This is a genomic window from Glutamicibacter sp. BW78, from assembly GCF_002332245.1.
GTDB classification, from domain to species: Bacteria; Actinomycetota; Actinomycetes; order Actinomycetales; family Micrococcaceae; genus Arthrobacter_H; species Arthrobacter_H rhombi_A.
Genome location: NZ_NRGU01000039.1, coordinates 431385 through 445715 on the forward strand (window position 1 = coordinate 431385; position 14331 = coordinate 445715).

Here is a 14331-nt window from a genome sequence, read left to right on the forward strand (position 1 = left end):
AGGGCTCTGCCCGTGATGAGATGGGACGCATGGGAACTTCCGCCACGAACACGCAGCTCATCAACTGGGACGCAGCAGGTAGCACCGCCGAGCGCCTGGTCCGGCCCGGCCCGAAATTGAAGGCCGGGCAGATCGACACCGTGGTGGAGGACCTGCGGTTGAAGGCCGACGCCTCCGTGGAGCATGTCTACCGGATCACCGGGCTCGAGGCCGCCCGTGACCTGCGCGACTCCACGGTCCTGATCGTGGACCGGGGGACCTGGGCGCGGGCCAACGTGCAGAGCTTCGAAGGGTTGCTGACCCCGGCCATGGAACGCCTGGTCGCCTCCCAGGAAGACAAGATGTCCCCGGCGGCCATCGCGGTGGGTGGGCGTACCGCAGGGGTCGAACTCGGCGGCATCCTGGCCTTCCTCTCCTCCAAGGTGCTGGGCCAATACGATCCCTTCGCCGGTCTGCTCGGTGAGGGCCCCTCCGGCGGCCGGCTGCTCATCGTGGCCCCCAATATCGTGGAGATCGAACGCGAACTCTCGGTGGAACCTGCTGACTTCAGGCTCTGGGTGTGCCTGCACGAACAAACGCACCGCGTCCAGTTCGCCGCCGCCCCCTGGCTGCGGGACCACCTACAGGAAACCATCGCGGAAATGACCGGTGGACTGATGGACTCGCCCGGTGGCCTGGCCGAACGGCTGAAGGCCGCCGGACAGGATGCCCTGTCCTCCCTCACCCAAAAAAGCGAAAACGCGGGAACGACGCCGGAATCCTCGGCAGCTGCCCAGTCCTCGGCCGGGTTGCTCTCGGCACTGCAGGATCCGGAGGGCAGGGCCCTGATGAGCCACCTCACAGCGGTCATGTCGCTGCTAGAGGGCCACGCGAACGTCGTGATGGACGCCGTTGACTCCTCGATCGTGCCCACCGTGAAGACCATCCGCCAACGCTTCAACGCCCGTGGCGGTAACCGCGGGGTCATCGAAACGTGGATGCGCAGGTTCCTGGGTCTGGAGGCCAAAATGCGCCAGTACCGGGACGGCCAGCGCTTCGTGGGGGCCGTGGTCCAGAAAATCGGGATGGACGGATTCAACGTCGTCTGGGAGCGCGTGGAGAATTTGCCGACAGAACACGAGATCCACCACCCGCAGGAGTGGATCGACCGCGTGGCCGTCACCACCTCACGGTAGTCGTGGGAGGCCACCTGCCCCCGGCCCTGGCCGGGGCCCGCCGCGCGATCCTGGACAGTGTGCGATCACTGGGCGCAGCACCACCGTCGGCATCCGCTCCTCCCAGGCGCCCACGGCGGGATCCGGAATTCGTGCTCATCGGGTGCAGCGGGGGAGCGGACTCCTTGGCCCTGGCGGCGGCGGCCTCCTTCCTGGCCGCAAAGCAGCAGCTGCGCGTCGGGGCCATCATCGTCGACCACGGGCTTCAAACCGGTAGCGCCGACGTCGCACACACGGCGGCCAACCAGCTGCGTGGACTGGGGTTGGAACCGGTCCTGGTGCGCCGGGTCGCCCCCGCGGGGACCACGGAGGCGGAAGCCCGCAGCGCCAGATACGCGGCCTTCGAACAGGCGCTCGCCGATACCGGGGCCACCGCGGTGCTGCTGGGCCACACCCTGGACGATCAGGCAGAACAGGTGCTGTTGGGCCTGGCCCGGGGATCGGGCACCCGCTCGCTGGCCGGCATGCCCGCGGCCCGCGGCCCGTACGTGCGCCCACTGCTGGGGTTGCGTCGGGCCGATACCGAGGCGATCTGCGCCCATGAGGGTCTGGACTACTGGGTCGACCCCACCAATGCCGACACCTCACTGCTACGCAACCGGGTCCGACACGAACTTCTGCCGCTGCTCGAGGACGCCCTGGGACCCGGACTGGCCGAGGCATTGGCCCGCACCGCGACCTTGACCCGTCGGGACGCCGACCACCTCGAGGCCGAAACCGCCGAGGTAGCGGCCCGGATCGAGCTGCCCTGCCCCGACCCGTCCGGCGTGCTGCTGGATCTGTCCCTGCTGCGCGGGCTCGACCCGGCGCTGCTGGGCCGGGTATTACGTGCCGCCGTCGTGCACTGTGGCGCCCCGGCGCCAGGATTCGAACGGGTGGCAGCATTGGAGAAACTTGTCGGTGGTGGAGGGTCCGCGGGCCCCATCCAATTGGATGGGCACGCCGAAGCCAGACGCCATCGGGCAGGAACCCACCCCGAAACAGTCCGCGCCGTCATCGCGATCACCGGACCCGGTTCTGCACCGACGCCCGGGCTGTGGCAATCTTGAACCCTAAGGCGCACTCCCTTTAAGCCGTTGCGCAGGCACAACCGATCACAGGAGCCATTCGTGGATTCGAACGACGTCACCGCCGACCTGGCACACGTTCTGTACACCAAGGAAGAAATCCAGGAGAAGATCACGGAGCTGGCTGCCCGGATCGACGCGGATTACGTCGGCCGCGACATCCTCGTCGTCGGCGTCCTCAAGGGCGCGGTCATGGTCATGGCCGACCTGGTGAGGGCCCTGCACTCCCACGTCAACATGGACTGGATGGCCGTCTCCTCCTATGGTTCGGGAACCCAATCCTCCGGCGTCGTGCGGATCCTCAAGGACCTGGACACCGACCTGCTGGGCAAGCATGTGCTCATCGTCGAGGACATCATCGATTCCGGTCTGACCCTGTCCTGGCTCAAGGCGAACCTGAACTCCCGAGGCCCGGCGTCGGTGGAGATCTGCACGCTGCTGCGTAAGCCCGAGGGCGCCAAGGTCGAGATCGACGTGAAGTACGTCGGCATGGAGATCCCCAACGAATTCGTGGTCGGCTATGGGCTGGACTTCGACGAGAAGTACCGCAACCTGGACTTCATCGGCACGTTGGCCCCGCACGTCTACCAGTAGGACGACGCCGGGGTCCTTACGCCGTCAGGGGAACTCCCCGGCGCGCTCAATCGTGCATAGTCACGAGAGTGCTCTGATAGAGGCACCGAAAACTTTTCCGGACGACACGTCGTCCGCGACCAGGAGGGATGGGGGTCAGGCCCCCAACGCATGAACGTCAAGAAGATCTTCAACAGCTGGGCCGTCTGGGTCCTGATCGGTGTCGCGGCACTGCTCATCTTCCTGCCGACCCTCACCGCAGGGAACACCGGCCGGGTCGATACCAGCGTCGGGCTGGAACTGCTTAAGGACCATAAGGCCTCCGAGGCGAAGATCTACGACGGGGACCAGCGGGTTGACCTGTCCCTGAAGGACGACTTCACCCTGGACGGGGACAACAAGGGCAAGAAGGTCAGCTTCTTCTACTCCACCGCCCGGGCCACCGACGTGGTTCAGGCCATGGATGATGCCCAGCTGAAGGGCTATAACGACCAACCGGTGGAAAACAACTGGTTCGTCAGCATGCTCGGGTTCATCATCCCGTTCCTGCTGATCGCCCTGCTGTTCTGGTTCCTGCTCTCCCGCGCGCAGGGTGGCGGCAATAAGGTCATGAAGTTCGGCAAGTCCAAGGCCAAACTGATCACCAAGGACATGCCCCAGGTGACCTTCGTGGACGTGGCCGGCGCGGAGGAAGCCGTCGAGGAACTCTACGAAATCAAGGAGTTCCTGGAGGAGCCCGCGAAGTTCCAGGCGGTCGGCGCCAAGATCCCCAAGGGCGTGCTGCTCTATGGCCCTCCGGGTACCGGTAAGACGCTGCTGGCCAAGGCAGTGGCCGGCGAGGCCGGCGTCCCGTTCTATTCGATCTCCGGTTCGGATTTCGTGGAAATGTTCGTCGGCGTCGGCGCCTCCCGGGTGCGTGACCTCTTCGAACAGGCCAAGACGAATTCACCGGCCATCATCTTCGTCGACGAGATCGACGCCGTCGGCCGCCATCGTGGCGCCGGCGTGGGCGGTGGCAACGACGAACGCGAACAGACGCTGAACCAGTTGCTGGTCGAAATGGACGGCTTCGACGCCAACACCAACGTCATCCTCATCGCCGCCACCAACCGTCCCGACGTCCTGGACCCGGCCCTGCTGCGTCCTGGCCGTTTCGACCGGCAGATCCCGGTGGAGGCCCCCGACCTGGTGGGTCGCGAACAGATCCTCAACGTCCACGCCCAGGGCAAGCCCATGGCGGATAACGTCGATCTGAAGGCCGTGGCGAAGAAGACCCCCGGGTACACGGGCGCCGATCTGGCCAACGTGCTCAATGAGGCGGCACTGCTGACCGCCCGCTCCAATGCCCAACTGGTCGACGACCGGGCCTTGGACGAGGCGATCGACCGGGTCATGGCGGGACCGCAGAAACGTTCCCGGCTCATGAAGGAACATGAACGCAAAATCACCGCTTATCACGAAGGCGGTCACGCCCTGGTCGCCGCGGCCATGCGCCAGACGGCCCCGGTGACGAAGGTGACGATCCTGCCGCGTGGACGGGCGCTGGGCTACACGATGGTGGTGCCCGAGGACGATAAGTACTCGATCACCCGCAACGAGCTGTTGGACCAGATGGCCTACGCCATGGGTGGCCGGGTCGCCGAGGAGATCATCTTCCATGACCCCTCCACTGGTGCTTCGAACGATATCGAGAAGGCCACCGGAACGGCCCGCAAGATGGTCACCGAATACGGCATGAGCGAACGCATCGGCGCCGTGAAACTCGGTTCCGCGGGCGGGGAACCGTTCATGGGCCGCGATGCCGGCCAGGATCGCGGGTACTCGGATGCGATGGCGCGGGTCATCGACGAAGAGGTCCGTTCCCTGATCGACACAGCCCACGATGAGGCGTATGCGGCGCTCACCGAGAACCGCCACGTGCTGGATCGTCTGGCGTTGGCCCTGCTGGAGAAGGAGACGCTGAACCAGAAGGAGCTCGCCGAGGTCTTCGCCGATATCGTCAAGCAGCCCGAGCGTGAGGTGTGGCTGTCCAAGTCCAGCCGACCGGTCCACCCCGAGGGTCCCGTGCTCTCCCCGCGGGAACGCCGGCAGGCCGCAACACGTCATGAAGGGTCATCTGGCCCCGAGGACGATGAAGGGCATGCCGACGCCGTCGTCGATCCCGGATCCGGCCCGTCCCTGCCCGGCGGAAACCCTGGCCCCGACACCGGTGCGGGCGGCGGGTTCGGTCCCGGAACCGGTGGTGGAACCACCCCCGGCCTGCCCGGTTCGGATGGACCCGGAAACCTCGACTGAGCCCACTCAGGCTAGGATCGACATCGTGAGCACCTTAGAGGAAGAAGGCACCATCGTGTCCGAAACCGCCAACCCCGTGGACCAGGAACGCATCGCCCGAGCGGTGCGGGAGATCCTCTTTGCCATTGGGGAGGACCCGGACCGCGACGGCTTGGTGGACACCCCGAAACGGGTGGCCAAGGCCTACACGGAATTCTTCGCAGGACTGCACGGTGATGCGGGGGAACTGCTGTCGACCACGTTCGACATCGACCACGACGAACTGGTCCTGGTCAAGGACATCCCGTTCTATTCCACCTGCGAGCACCACCTGGTTCCCTTCCATGGCAGTGCCCATATCGGGTACATCCCGGGGCCCGACGGCAAGGTCACCGGGCTGAGCAAGCTGGCCCGGCTGGTCGAACTCTATGCGCGCCGGCCCCAGGTCCAAGAGCGACTGACCACCCAGATCGTGATGGCTTTGATGGATCATCTGCAGCCACGGGGTGCCATTGTCGTCATTGAATGCGAACATATGTGCATGTCCATGCGGGGTGTGCAGAAACCCGGTGCGAAGACCGTCACCAGTGCCATGCGCGGGCAGTTGCGCGATCCGGCTACTCGCGCCGAGGCGATGAGCCTCATTCTCGGAAAGTAGGTCACCATGTCCCTCGGAGCAATCCCCGGAACCGGTCCCGCCACCTCCCCGCTGCCGGTCATCCGTGCCGTGAAGTCAGCGAAGAACGTCTCCCAGCTTCCCAAGGACCGCACGCTGGTCATGGGCATCCTCAACGTCACGCAGGATTCCTTCAGCGATGGCGGCAAATATCTCAAAACCGATGATGCGATCCAGCACGGACTGCGCATGCTCTACGCAGGGGCTGACATCATCGACGTCGGCGGGGAATCAACCCGCCCCGGCGCCGACTATGTGGACCCTTCCGCCGAACAGGGGCGCATTCTCCCGGTCATTGCCACCCTGGTCAAAGCCGGCGCGATCGTCTCCGTCGACACCATGCATACCGCCACGGCCCGTGCGGCGTTGGACGCCGGGGCCCAAATCATCAACGATGTCTCCGGGCTGACCCACGAAACCGATATGCCGGCCCTGGTGGCCGAACGCAAGGTCCCCTACGTGCTGATGCACCGCCGGGGGGACCAGCAGACGATGGCCGGAGAAGCGAACTACGACGACGTCGTCGCCGAGGTCGTGGACGAGCTGAAGACCGTACGCTCCACGTTCACCGACGCGGGGGTGGCCCCGGAGCACATCGTCATCGATCCGGGACTGGGCTTCGCCAAGGACCCGGAGCACAATTGGGCCCTCTTGCAGGCCATCCCCGAGTTGAAGGCCTTGGGACATAAGGTCCTGATCGGGACCTCACGCAAGAGGTTCCTCGGGGCACTGCTGGCCGAGGCCGGCAAACCGGCGCCCCCGGCCGAGCGTGATGTCGCCACGGCGGCCACCAGTGCCCTGGCCGCTGCCGCCGGAGCCTGGTGCGTCAGGGTGCACGACGTCGAAGGGACGCTGGACGCGTTGAAGGTTGCCGCTGCCTGGACGAACCCCGCCTCCACCGGAACCACTCCGGCCCCGGCGGGAGCCTGATCATGGGCGGCGGGCCTTCCCTGATGCCGGCGGTGCCGGCCGAGCAGCGAGACCGGATCTGCCTCAGTGGGATCACAGCGATCGGACACCACGGGGTCTTCGAACACGAGAAACGCAACGGCCAACCCTTCGTCGTGGACGTGGTGCTGTATACGGATATCAGTGCCGCCGAAGCCTCGGACGAGGTCACCGATACCGCGCATTACGGCGAGCTCGCCGAGCGGGTCAAGGACGAGATCACTGCGGGCCCGTACAACCTGATCGAGAAGCTGGCCGGCAAGCTAGCCACCATGGTGTTGGCCGAGTTCGACGTCGCCGCGGTGGATATCACCGTGCATAAGCCGAAGGCCCCCATCGAGGTTCCCTTCGGAGACGTGAGCATCCACATCCACCGGGAACGCGCATGAGTTCCCCCGTTCGGGCCGTGTTGGCATTGGGCAGCAACCTGGGCGAACGCTCAGCAACACTGACCGAAGCCGTCGCCGAACTGGTTGCCGATCCTGCAGTGAAGCTATGCCGCGTATCGCGGCTCGTGCAGACCAAGCCCGTCGGTGGGCCCGGGGAACAACCCGATTTCCTGAACCTGGTCATGGAGATCGAAACCACCCTGGAGCCCCTGGACCTGCTGGCCTGGTGCCAGTCGGTGGAGCAGAACCATCACCGTACGCGTGAAGTCAGATGGGGTGCCCGTACCCTGGACGTCGACGTGATTACCTATGCCGATGTGGTCTCCGACGACGAAGTCCTGACCCTGCCCCACCCCCGCGCCGCCGAACGCGCGTTCGTCCTGCAGCCCTGGGCTTGGATGGACCCCGAGGCAACATTGGGTGGCCGCCGGGTGGCAGAACTGGCAGCCGAAGCCGCCGACCTGCAGGGACTGGACCTCTACACCGCCGACGAGGACGGCTGAGCGGTGATGAACGCCATCCGCCCGATGTGGTTGCTGCTGATCTGTCTGGGATCCGCTCTGGTCGGCTGGGTCGCCCAGGTGCTGTTGACCACCAACGGATTCACCTCCCCGGTGCTCCAGTGGCCATCACTGGTCACGATGGTCGCCGGCATGGCGATCACCTTCGGATTCGGTCTGCGGGTCAGACGCTATACCCAGGGCAAACTCAAACGCCGCCTCGATCCGTTGCAGGCCGCCCGGACCCTGGTCCTGGCCCAGGCCACCGCCTATGCTGGCTCGTTGATCGGCGGTTGGCATATCGGCTTGCTGCTGGATGTGCTGGGCGCCGGTTGGGGGAACCAGGTGGTGATCTCATCCCTGGTGATGATTGTCGGGGCGCTCGTGATGGTTATCGTGGGATGGGTTGTGGAGCAGTTCTGCAAACTGCCTCCCGAGGACCCATCGGCCCCCGGGTCGGGGAGTCGGAAGCGGGAGGAAGACGAGGGGTATGCCGCAGGAACCAATTGATCCGCAGGGCCTGGTGTTCCAGCGGGTCTCACCGGCCTATGCCAAGGTGCGGTTGGTTGGCTGGGCCATCTCGGCGTTGGTGACGTGGGCGGTTTTGGCCGTGCCGCTGGTCCTGATGCTGACCGGCGTCTGGGCCGGGTACCCTGCCTGGCTGGCGTGGGGGTTGCTCGGTGTGGCAGTCGTCTTCGATGTGATCCGCATGGCCATTATTCCCCGACAGGTCAGGGCCATTGGCTATGCCGAACGCGACGACGATCTACTCATCCGTTCCGGCCTGATGTTCCAGCAGGTTCTGGTCGTCCCCTACGGGCGCATGCAGTATGTCGATGTTGCGGTGGGACCTATCGACCGGGCCCTGGGCCTGTGCAAGGTCCAACTTCATACCGCTTCCACGGCAGCCAAAGCCGAGATTCCCGGCCTGCCCTCCTCCGAAGGGACCCGCCTGCGTGAGCGTCTCTCGGCCCGCGGCGAGGCGAGGCTGGCCGGACTGTGACCGGCGATCAGACGTCGCAGCCCGGGATGGAGGAGTCGGCCCCCTGGCGGCGGGTCCACCCGGTCTCCCCCATGGTCAGGGGCTGGCTCGTCGTGGTGGCGTTCCTCTACTTCTTCGGCCAGAACGCATTGAACAATATCTTCGGGTCCGGTGAACTTCCTCCCGAGGCCGAAAAGGACTGGGACTTCACCCCCAGCGTGCTGCTGGTCATCGCCGCCGGGATCGGCATCCTGGTGGTGATCATGGTTGGTTTCTTCCTGTCGTGGTACTTCACCAAATATCAGGTCACCGATCGGCATGTGCAGGTGAATTCCGGGGTCGTCTTCCGCCAACAACGCCAGGCCCGGATCGACAGGGTCCAAGCCATCGACATCGTCCAGCCGCTGGTGGCCCGCATCTTCGGCCTTGCCGAGCTGAAATTCGAGGTCGCCGACTCCGGATCCACCGCCATGCGGCTGGCCTATATCAAGATCGCCGCTGCGAAGGTCCTCCGCAATGACATCCTGGCCCGCGCCGCCGGGCTGAAACAAGAGCGTGAGGCCGGCCCCGCCGCCGAAGGACCAGCACCGGAGGTGGCCGCGGAACCGGTGGCCTCCGTGCCACCGTCCCCTGAGGCCCCCGAACGCACCGTGGCAGTGGTGCCGCCCCCACGCCTGATCGCCGCGACCCTGCTCTCCCCATGGCTGGCGGCTGTGCTGCTGTTCGTTATCAGCATGATCGTCGCCACCGTGGCTTCCGACGGCCAGATCAGCCTTTTCTACCTGATTCCGGGACTGATCGGCGTCGTCCCCGTTCTGTGGGGACAGTTCAACCAGGGCTACAACTTTCGTGCGGCCATGAGTGAGGACGGTCTGCGGCTCAGCTACGGATTGCTGGAGACCAGCCACCAGACGGTGCCTCCGGGGAGGGTCCAGGCGGTCATGGTCACCCAAGGCATTATCTGGCGGCGTTTCGGTTGGTACCGGGTCGTCGTCAACGTCGCCGGATACGGCAACCAGGAAGGTTCGCTGCGTTCGACGCTGTTGCCCGTGGGTACCCGGCAGGACGTGCTCAACGTGTTGTCCATCGTGCTGCCCGAACCGGGAACCGACCGGCCCTCCGAACTGGTCGGGGCGGGAATCGGCGGTTCAGGAAGTTCGGAGGGTTTCATCACCTCCCCGCGCAGCGCCCGCTGGCTTTCGCCGTTCGCCTACCGCCGGCAGGGCTTCGCCGTGACCGAGACGGCACTGCTTTCCCGGGCCGGTGTGCTCACCCATTCGCTGGTGATCATTCCGCATGAACGCATCCAGGGCATCTTCCTCACCCAGGGGCCGCTGAACCGCCCGCTGGGACTGACGGGAATAGAATTCTGCACCACCGACGGACCGATCTCACCGAGGGTGAAGCAAATGTCATTGGAGACCGGGCGCGAACTGTTCATGTCCCAAGCATCCCGGGCGGCCCGCGCGCGCCGTCTGAAGGACCGCGACCACTGGCTGGAAGAGGAAAATCATGAGTAAACCCGGACGTTTGGGCGTCGGCATTATCGGCGCCGGCAAGGTAGGTGCTGTCCTGGGTGCCGCCTTGAGGTCGGCCGAACACGCCGTCGTGGGGGTCCATGCGGTCTCCGAAGCCTCGAGGGATCGAGCCGACATCCTGTTGCCGGGGGTTCCCGTCTTGGAGATCCCCGAGATCGTCCGACGTTCTGAACTGGTGTTGCTGGCTGTGCCCGACGATGCCTTGCCCCCGTTGGTCAAGGGCCTGGCCGACGCCGGGCACTGGCAGCCAGGACAGTTGGTGGTCCATACCTCAGGGCGTTATGGAACCGGGATCCTCGCCCCCGCCCAGGCGGCAGGTGCCATCCCGTTGGCCATCCACCCGGCCATGAGCTTCACCGGGATGTCCCTGGACCTGGTGCGTTTGAACGAATGCATGTTCGGGGTCACCGCCGCGGCCATGGTCCTACCGATCGCCCAGGCCCTCGTGGTGGAGATGGGGGCCGAGTCCACGGTGATCGCTGAGGAGGACCGCGGGACCTATCATGCTGCCCTCGCCCATGCCTCCAACCATCTGGTCACCCTGGCCGGCCAATCAGCCGAGCTGCTGCGCCGCATCGGGGTTGAGGCGCCCGAACGCGTTCTGGGACCACTGATGCGCGGTTCGCTGGAAAACGCGCTGGCCTCGGGGGAGGGAGCCCTGACCGGGCCGGTTGCCCGCGGCGATACCGGGACCATCAACGCGCATCGGGCCGCCCTGGCCGGTGGGGAGATCCCCTCCGACATCCGTGACGCCTACCTGGCGATGGGGCGGGCCACCGCCCAGCGTGCCCTGGACCGGGGACTGCTCAACGAGACGCAGGCGGCAACGATCCTCGACGCCTTGTCCTGAGGCCGATTACCGGCCCGCGGGGTTAGACTCATCGCGTGAATACTGCAGCACCACGCCACCATGACGTGAGAGCCTCGGACGCCACTGGGCCGGTTTTAGTTCGAACTGCCGCCGAACTGGCCACCCTGAGTACCCGACTGCTCTCGGAAGTTTCCTCCACCGGCGGGCCCCGACGTTTGGGGCTGGTCCCCACGATGGGTGCTCTCCATGCGGGACACGAGCACCTGGTGCGTGCGGCCCGTACGCAAAACGACGTCGTGGTCGTCTCGGTGTTCGTGAACCGCCTGCAGTTTGATGATCCTGCCGACTTCGAACGCTATCCGCGCGACCTCGAGGCCGACTGTGCGCTATTGGCCGCGGCCGGAGCGGATATCGTTTTTGCTCCCGAGGAACCAGAAATCTACCCCGGGGGTGCCCCGCTAGTGCGCCTGTCCAGTGGCAAACTGGGGGAGAAGTTCGAAGGTGCCTCACGGCCCGGTCACTTCGATGGCATGCTGGCCGTCGTCGCCAAATTGCTGCATATCGCCCAGCCCTCCTCCCTGACCCCGGTCCCGGTGGAGTACAGCGCGTACTTCGGGCAGAAAGACGCCCAACAGTTGGCCATCGTGCGCCGCATGGTCACCGACCTGTCCTATCCGGTGCACATCCGGGCCGTACCGATCGTGCGGTCCGCCGAAGGGCTCGCGTTATCCAGCCGGAACCAGTTCCTCACCCCCGAACAGGCCGAGGCGGCCCTCGTCCTGAGCAGGGCCTTGTTCCTGCTGGCCGATCGTGCCGAGGCCCATGAGGCGTTGATGATCGACGAGGCGGAGGAGCTGGTGGACAGCCAGCCCCTGGTGGCGTTGGACTACCTGGAGATCGTGGATCCTGAGACGTTGGAACCGTTGGCCTTCAACTGCCGGGAAACCCCCTTCACCGGAGGCGCGCTGGTCCTGGTGGCCGCGCAGGTGGGCGAGGTGCGGTTGATCGACAACCTGCTTATTGGCGACGCCCGCGACTGATATGGCCCGGTGGGCGGTCTTCGCCCCGGTCCACGGCTCGGCCCAGCATGCCCCTGCCCTGCTCCTCGAAGGACCGGTCGCCCATCTGGTGCGCCCAGACAATCGTCCCCAATGCCTGCATGAGTTCGTCGAGTCGGCGTCCCGCGTCGACGGTTTCATCACGACCCGCCGCCTCCTGCGGGTGGTAGCCCCGCAGGAAGGCCTCCTGCAGTTCCGGGGTCCTGACGAAATCGTGATGTTCCATCCTGACCAGATCCGTGTACCAGGGCCGAAGTTCGGCCCGGCCGAAATCAATGACGGCGACGCGACCATCGGGCCGGATGACCCAATTTCTGGGGTGGTAATCGCCGTGGGTGGGGACCACCTCGACGGGTGAGGGGACGAAGGCATTCAACCAAGCCTGCACGTGGTGCAGCTGATCGGGCGGGGCGAGTCCCGGAGCCCGGGCCAGCCAGGCACGCGTTTTGGAGAGAATCGAGTGTTCATAGTGCCCATCCACTCGTGGGGCTCTCCCGCGATGCAGGCGCCCCAGCAGTTTCCCGGCCTGCTCGAAGACCAGAGGGTTGTACTCGTCGGCAGTGCCCCGGGCCAATTCCCCGTCGATGAACGTTTTCACCAGGAGCCCGGCCTCGGCTTCGTATCCGAGCATTAGCGGTACGTCGGAGGCCAGGGGCTGCAGCCAGTGGCGGTGGGCCTGGGACTCACGGTCGAGATGGTGCCGGTCTGGGGAGGCCTTCAGCAGCAGCCTGCGTCCGGCATGGGTGAATTCCAGGACGGTGATGCCGTAGGGCCAACTGTGGTCGGCGATGCCGTCCGCTCCCGGGTAGAGCTGCTCCAGGCGAGCCTGTTGCCGGGCCGAAAGCCCAGGATGCCCCCAGCTCTTGGTCATGGGCTTCAACTCCAGCGAGCCGCGGCAGCACCGAGATGGGTACGGAAACCAGATAATTCGGCCACGATATCGGCCGCGGTCTCCTGTCCGGCTGTCAGGGCGGCCGACTGTCCCGCATAGACAGGGGCCGTCGACACATCGCCTCGGGCACGTGCCGCGTTGACGCTCTCGGTCAGGGACGGGTCTTCGGCCAGGGCATTGATGAGTCCTTCACGATCCTGGGCCCACTGTTCGGTGAAGTCATTGCGGAGGGCGCGACCGCCAAATTCGGTGGGCCAGGGGATACGTTGGGCTAGATCGAAGACCTGCGTGAAGACGGTGTCGTCCAAACCGGCTGCAGCAATCGCTTCTTTGACCCGATCATGGCTGGTGGATTCGCTGGAGGCCGCGAAGCGGGTTCCGACCCAGGCGGCTTGGGCACCGGCAGCCAGGACGGCGGCAACTCCTCGGGAGTCGGCGATGCCACCGGCGGCAATCACCGGTTTATTGGTCGCTGCGAGTGCCTGCTGCAATAAGGGCAAGGTGGCCACGTCATTGCGGCCGTGACCGCCACCTTCCCCACCACGGCAAACGACGACGTCGATATCCGGTTCGAGGGCCCGCTGCAGGTCGGCCTCGTTTCCTACCTGCATCGCACACAGGGCTCCAGCTTCGCCGATCAGCATTGCTGCGGGGCCCGGATCGCCAAAACTGACACACACCAGCGACGGTCCGTGACTGAGGACCTCGTGCAGGGGCTGGAGGGAACGTTCCAAGACCCAGGCCATCAAACCCGCCCCCCACGCGCGTCCGGGGGCCCGGGCCAACGCGGCCTGTTCGGAGATCCACTCCGGACTGGCGGTGGAGCCAATGCCGATCATGCCCAGTGCGCCGGCGGAGCTGACGGCCGCGGCCAAGGCACCGCCGGCGGCACCGGCCATCGGGGCGTTGATCAGTGGCAGGTCCAAACCCAGCCGGTGGGATAGGTCAAAGGTGGCAGCCGTGAACTGGGCCTGCTGGTCCGTGGTGTTTTGATCGCTGGGCATACTCCCAGTCTAAGGAGGAACGGTGTGATGCAGGCCTCAAATTCCGGGTTCGTTGAATCCGTACCGTTGTGGGCAAGGATGGCCATGAATCCCGCGTCATCGCGGGGTTTTTGGTGGAGAGCCCCTCCGATTTGGTGAGGGGGCTGAATCCGTGTAAAGTTTTCTGAGTCGCCGAGACGAGTACAGCGGAAACGCAGACGATCGGAAGGCGGCCACCTAACAAAATCAGTCCGAAATGGACCGGGATTTTTTGCGTCCCGAACCCAGTTTGGATCGATTGCGTAGCGTACTGCAGAAACACCGGAAACGATGGATTTGCAGAGCGACACGCGGTAAGGTAAGTTAGACAAGTTGCTCCAGAGCGAAGCGGTTGGCCGGAAGGTGGGATCGTGGAAGTTGGAAGCG

General features: G+C 65.4%; 15 protein-coding genes. 13 read left to right on the plus strand and 2 right to left on the minus strand.

Features of this window, described 5'->3' with window-relative positions:
* The first annotated feature begins 29 nt into the window (after positions 1 to 29).
* The 13 genes from CIK75_RS14845 to panC all read left to right on the plus strand — a co-directional run bounded on the left by CIK75_RS14845 (position 30) and on the right by panC (position 12012).
* Positions 30 to 1175, plus strand: coding sequence for a zinc-dependent metalloprotease (locus tag CIK75_RS14845; RefSeq protein WP_086993965.1), 1146 nt, complete (start codon positions 30 to 32; stop codon positions 1173 to 1175).
* A 131-nt stretch (positions 1176 to 1306) separates the two neighbouring features.
* A complete protein-coding gene (gene tilS, locus CIK75_RS14850) occupies positions 1307 to 2263 on the plus strand; it encodes a tRNA lysidine(34) synthetase TilS (RefSeq protein WP_241895478.1) in 957 nt (318 codons plus the stop codon).
* Between the two features lie 60 nt (positions 2264 to 2323).
* Entirely contained in the window at positions 2324 to 2875 is a 552-nt protein-coding gene (gene hpt, locus CIK75_RS14855; protein ID WP_086993959.1) for a hypoxanthine phosphoribosyltransferase, read from the plus strand.
* Positions 2876 to 3025: 150 nt separating this feature from the next.
* The gene (gene ftsH / locus CIK75_RS14860) at positions 3026 to 5149 is read left to right on the plus strand and encodes an ATP-dependent zinc metalloprotease FtsH (RefSeq protein WP_086993956.1); all 2124 of its coding nucleotides are present in this window, start codon (positions 3026 to 3028) and stop codon (positions 5147 to 5149) included.
* Between the two features lie 25 nt (positions 5150 to 5174).
* Positions 5175 to 5786, plus strand: coding sequence for a GTP cyclohydrolase I FolE (gene folE, locus CIK75_RS14865; protein ID WP_342744333.1), 612 nt, complete (start codon positions 5175 to 5177; stop codon positions 5784 to 5786).
* Between the two features lie 6 nt (positions 5787 to 5792).
* Positions 5793 to 6734 (plus strand): dihydropteroate synthase, encoded by a 942-nt coding sequence (gene folP / locus CIK75_RS14870; protein WP_086993950.1) that lies wholly within the window; start codon positions 5793 to 5795, stop codon positions 6732 to 6734.
* Positions 6735 to 6736: 2 nt separating this feature from the next.
* Positions 6737 to 7141, plus strand: a complete 405-nt coding sequence (gene folB, locus CIK75_RS14875) for a dihydroneopterin aldolase (RefSeq protein ID WP_241895479.1) — start codon at positions 6737 to 6739, stop codon at positions 7139 to 7141.
* Positions 7138 to 7644, plus strand: coding sequence for a 2-amino-4-hydroxy-6-hydroxymethyldihydropteridine diphosphokinase (gene folK, locus CIK75_RS14880; RefSeq protein WP_086993947.1), 507 nt, complete (start codon positions 7138 to 7140; stop codon positions 7642 to 7644). Before folB ends, folK begins: the two co-directional genes overlap by 4 nt.
* A 6-nt stretch (positions 7645 to 7650) precedes the next feature.
* Positions 7651 to 8151: a DUF3180 domain-containing protein gene (locus tag CIK75_RS14885; protein WP_086993944.1), complete on the plus strand. Its 501-nt coding sequence runs from the start codon at positions 7651 to 7653 to the stop codon at positions 8149 to 8151.
* Positions 8132 to 8644, plus strand: a complete 513-nt coding sequence (locus CIK75_RS14890; RefSeq protein WP_086993941.1) for a PH domain-containing protein — start codon at positions 8132 to 8134, stop codon at positions 8642 to 8644. The genes CIK75_RS14885 and CIK75_RS14890 overlap by 20 nt, the downstream gene beginning before the upstream one ends.
* Complete coding sequence (locus tag CIK75_RS14895) at positions 8641 to 10143, plus strand: PH domain-containing protein (RefSeq protein WP_086993938.1); 1503 nt, start codon at positions 8641 to 8643, stop codon at positions 10141 to 10143. Before CIK75_RS14890 ends, CIK75_RS14895 begins: the two co-directional genes overlap by 4 nt.
* The gene (locus tag CIK75_RS14900; RefSeq protein ID WP_086993935.1) at positions 10136 to 11011 is read left to right on the plus strand and encodes a DUF2520 domain-containing protein; all 876 of its coding nucleotides are present in this window, start codon (positions 10136 to 10138) and stop codon (positions 11009 to 11011) included. The genes CIK75_RS14895 and CIK75_RS14900 overlap by 8 nt, the downstream gene beginning before the upstream one ends.
* 125 nt (positions 11012 to 11136) lie before the next feature.
* Positions 11137 to 12012, plus strand: a complete 876-nt coding sequence (gene panC / locus CIK75_RS14905; RefSeq protein WP_241895491.1) for a pantoate--beta-alanine ligase — start codon at positions 11137 to 11139, stop codon at positions 12010 to 12012.
* Here the strand turns inward: panC and CIK75_RS14910 are convergent.
* Both CIK75_RS14910 and CIK75_RS14915 read right to left on the minus strand, forming a co-directional pair.
* Positions 11990 to 12901: an aminoglycoside phosphotransferase family protein gene (locus CIK75_RS14910; RefSeq protein ID WP_086993929.1), complete on the minus strand. Its 912-nt coding sequence runs from the start codon at positions 12899 to 12901 to the stop codon at positions 11990 to 11992. The genes panC and CIK75_RS14910 overlap by 23 nt on opposite strands.
* A 5-nt stretch (positions 12902 to 12906) precedes the next feature.
* On the minus strand, positions 12907 to 13926 hold the full coding sequence (locus tag CIK75_RS14915; RefSeq protein ID WP_086993926.1) for a nitronate monooxygenase: 1020 nt from the start codon (positions 13924 to 13926) through the stop codon (positions 12907 to 12909).
* Positions 13927 to 14331: the final 405 nt, after the last annotated feature.

Excerpts from the sequence above, each read along its gene's own strand:
- folP (WP_086993950.1), top strand. The coding sequence starts at position 5,793 with ATGTCCCTCGGAGCAATCCCCGGAACCGGTCCCGCCACCTCCCCGCTG.
- CIK75_RS14890 (WP_086993941.1), top strand. The coding sequence starts at position 8,132 with ATGCCGCAGGAACCAATTGATCCGCAGGGCCTGGTGTTCCAGCGGGTC.
- CIK75_RS14885 (WP_086993944.1), top strand. The coding sequence starts at position 7,651 with ATGAACGCCATCCGCCCGATGTGGTTGCTGCTGATCTGTCTGGGATCC.
- folB (WP_241895479.1), top strand. The coding sequence starts at position 6,737 with ATGGGCGGCGGGCCTTCCCTGATGCCGGCGGTGCCGGCCGAGCAGCGA.
- CIK75_RS14900 (WP_086993935.1), top strand. The coding sequence starts at position 10,136 with ATGAGTAAACCCGGACGTTTGGGCGTCGGCATTATCGGCGCCGGCAAG.
- CIK75_RS14915 (WP_086993926.1), bottom strand. The coding sequence starts at position 13,926 with ATGCCCAGCGATCAAAACACCACGGACCAGCAGGCCCAGTTCACGGCT.
- CIK75_RS14910 (WP_086993929.1), bottom strand. The coding sequence starts at position 12,901 with ATGACCAAGAGCTGGGGGCATCCTGGGCTTTCGGCCCGGCAACAGGCT.
- ftsH (WP_086993956.1), top strand. The coding sequence starts at position 3,026 with ATGAACGTCAAGAAGATCTTCAACAGCTGGGCCGTCTGGGTCCTGATC.
- CIK75_RS14845 (WP_086993965.1), top strand. The coding sequence starts at position 30 with ATGGGAACTTCCGCCACGAACACGCAGCTCATCAACTGGGACGCAGCA.
- folK (WP_086993947.1), top strand. The coding sequence starts at position 7,138 with ATGAGTTCCCCCGTTCGGGCCGTGTTGGCATTGGGCAGCAACCTGGGC.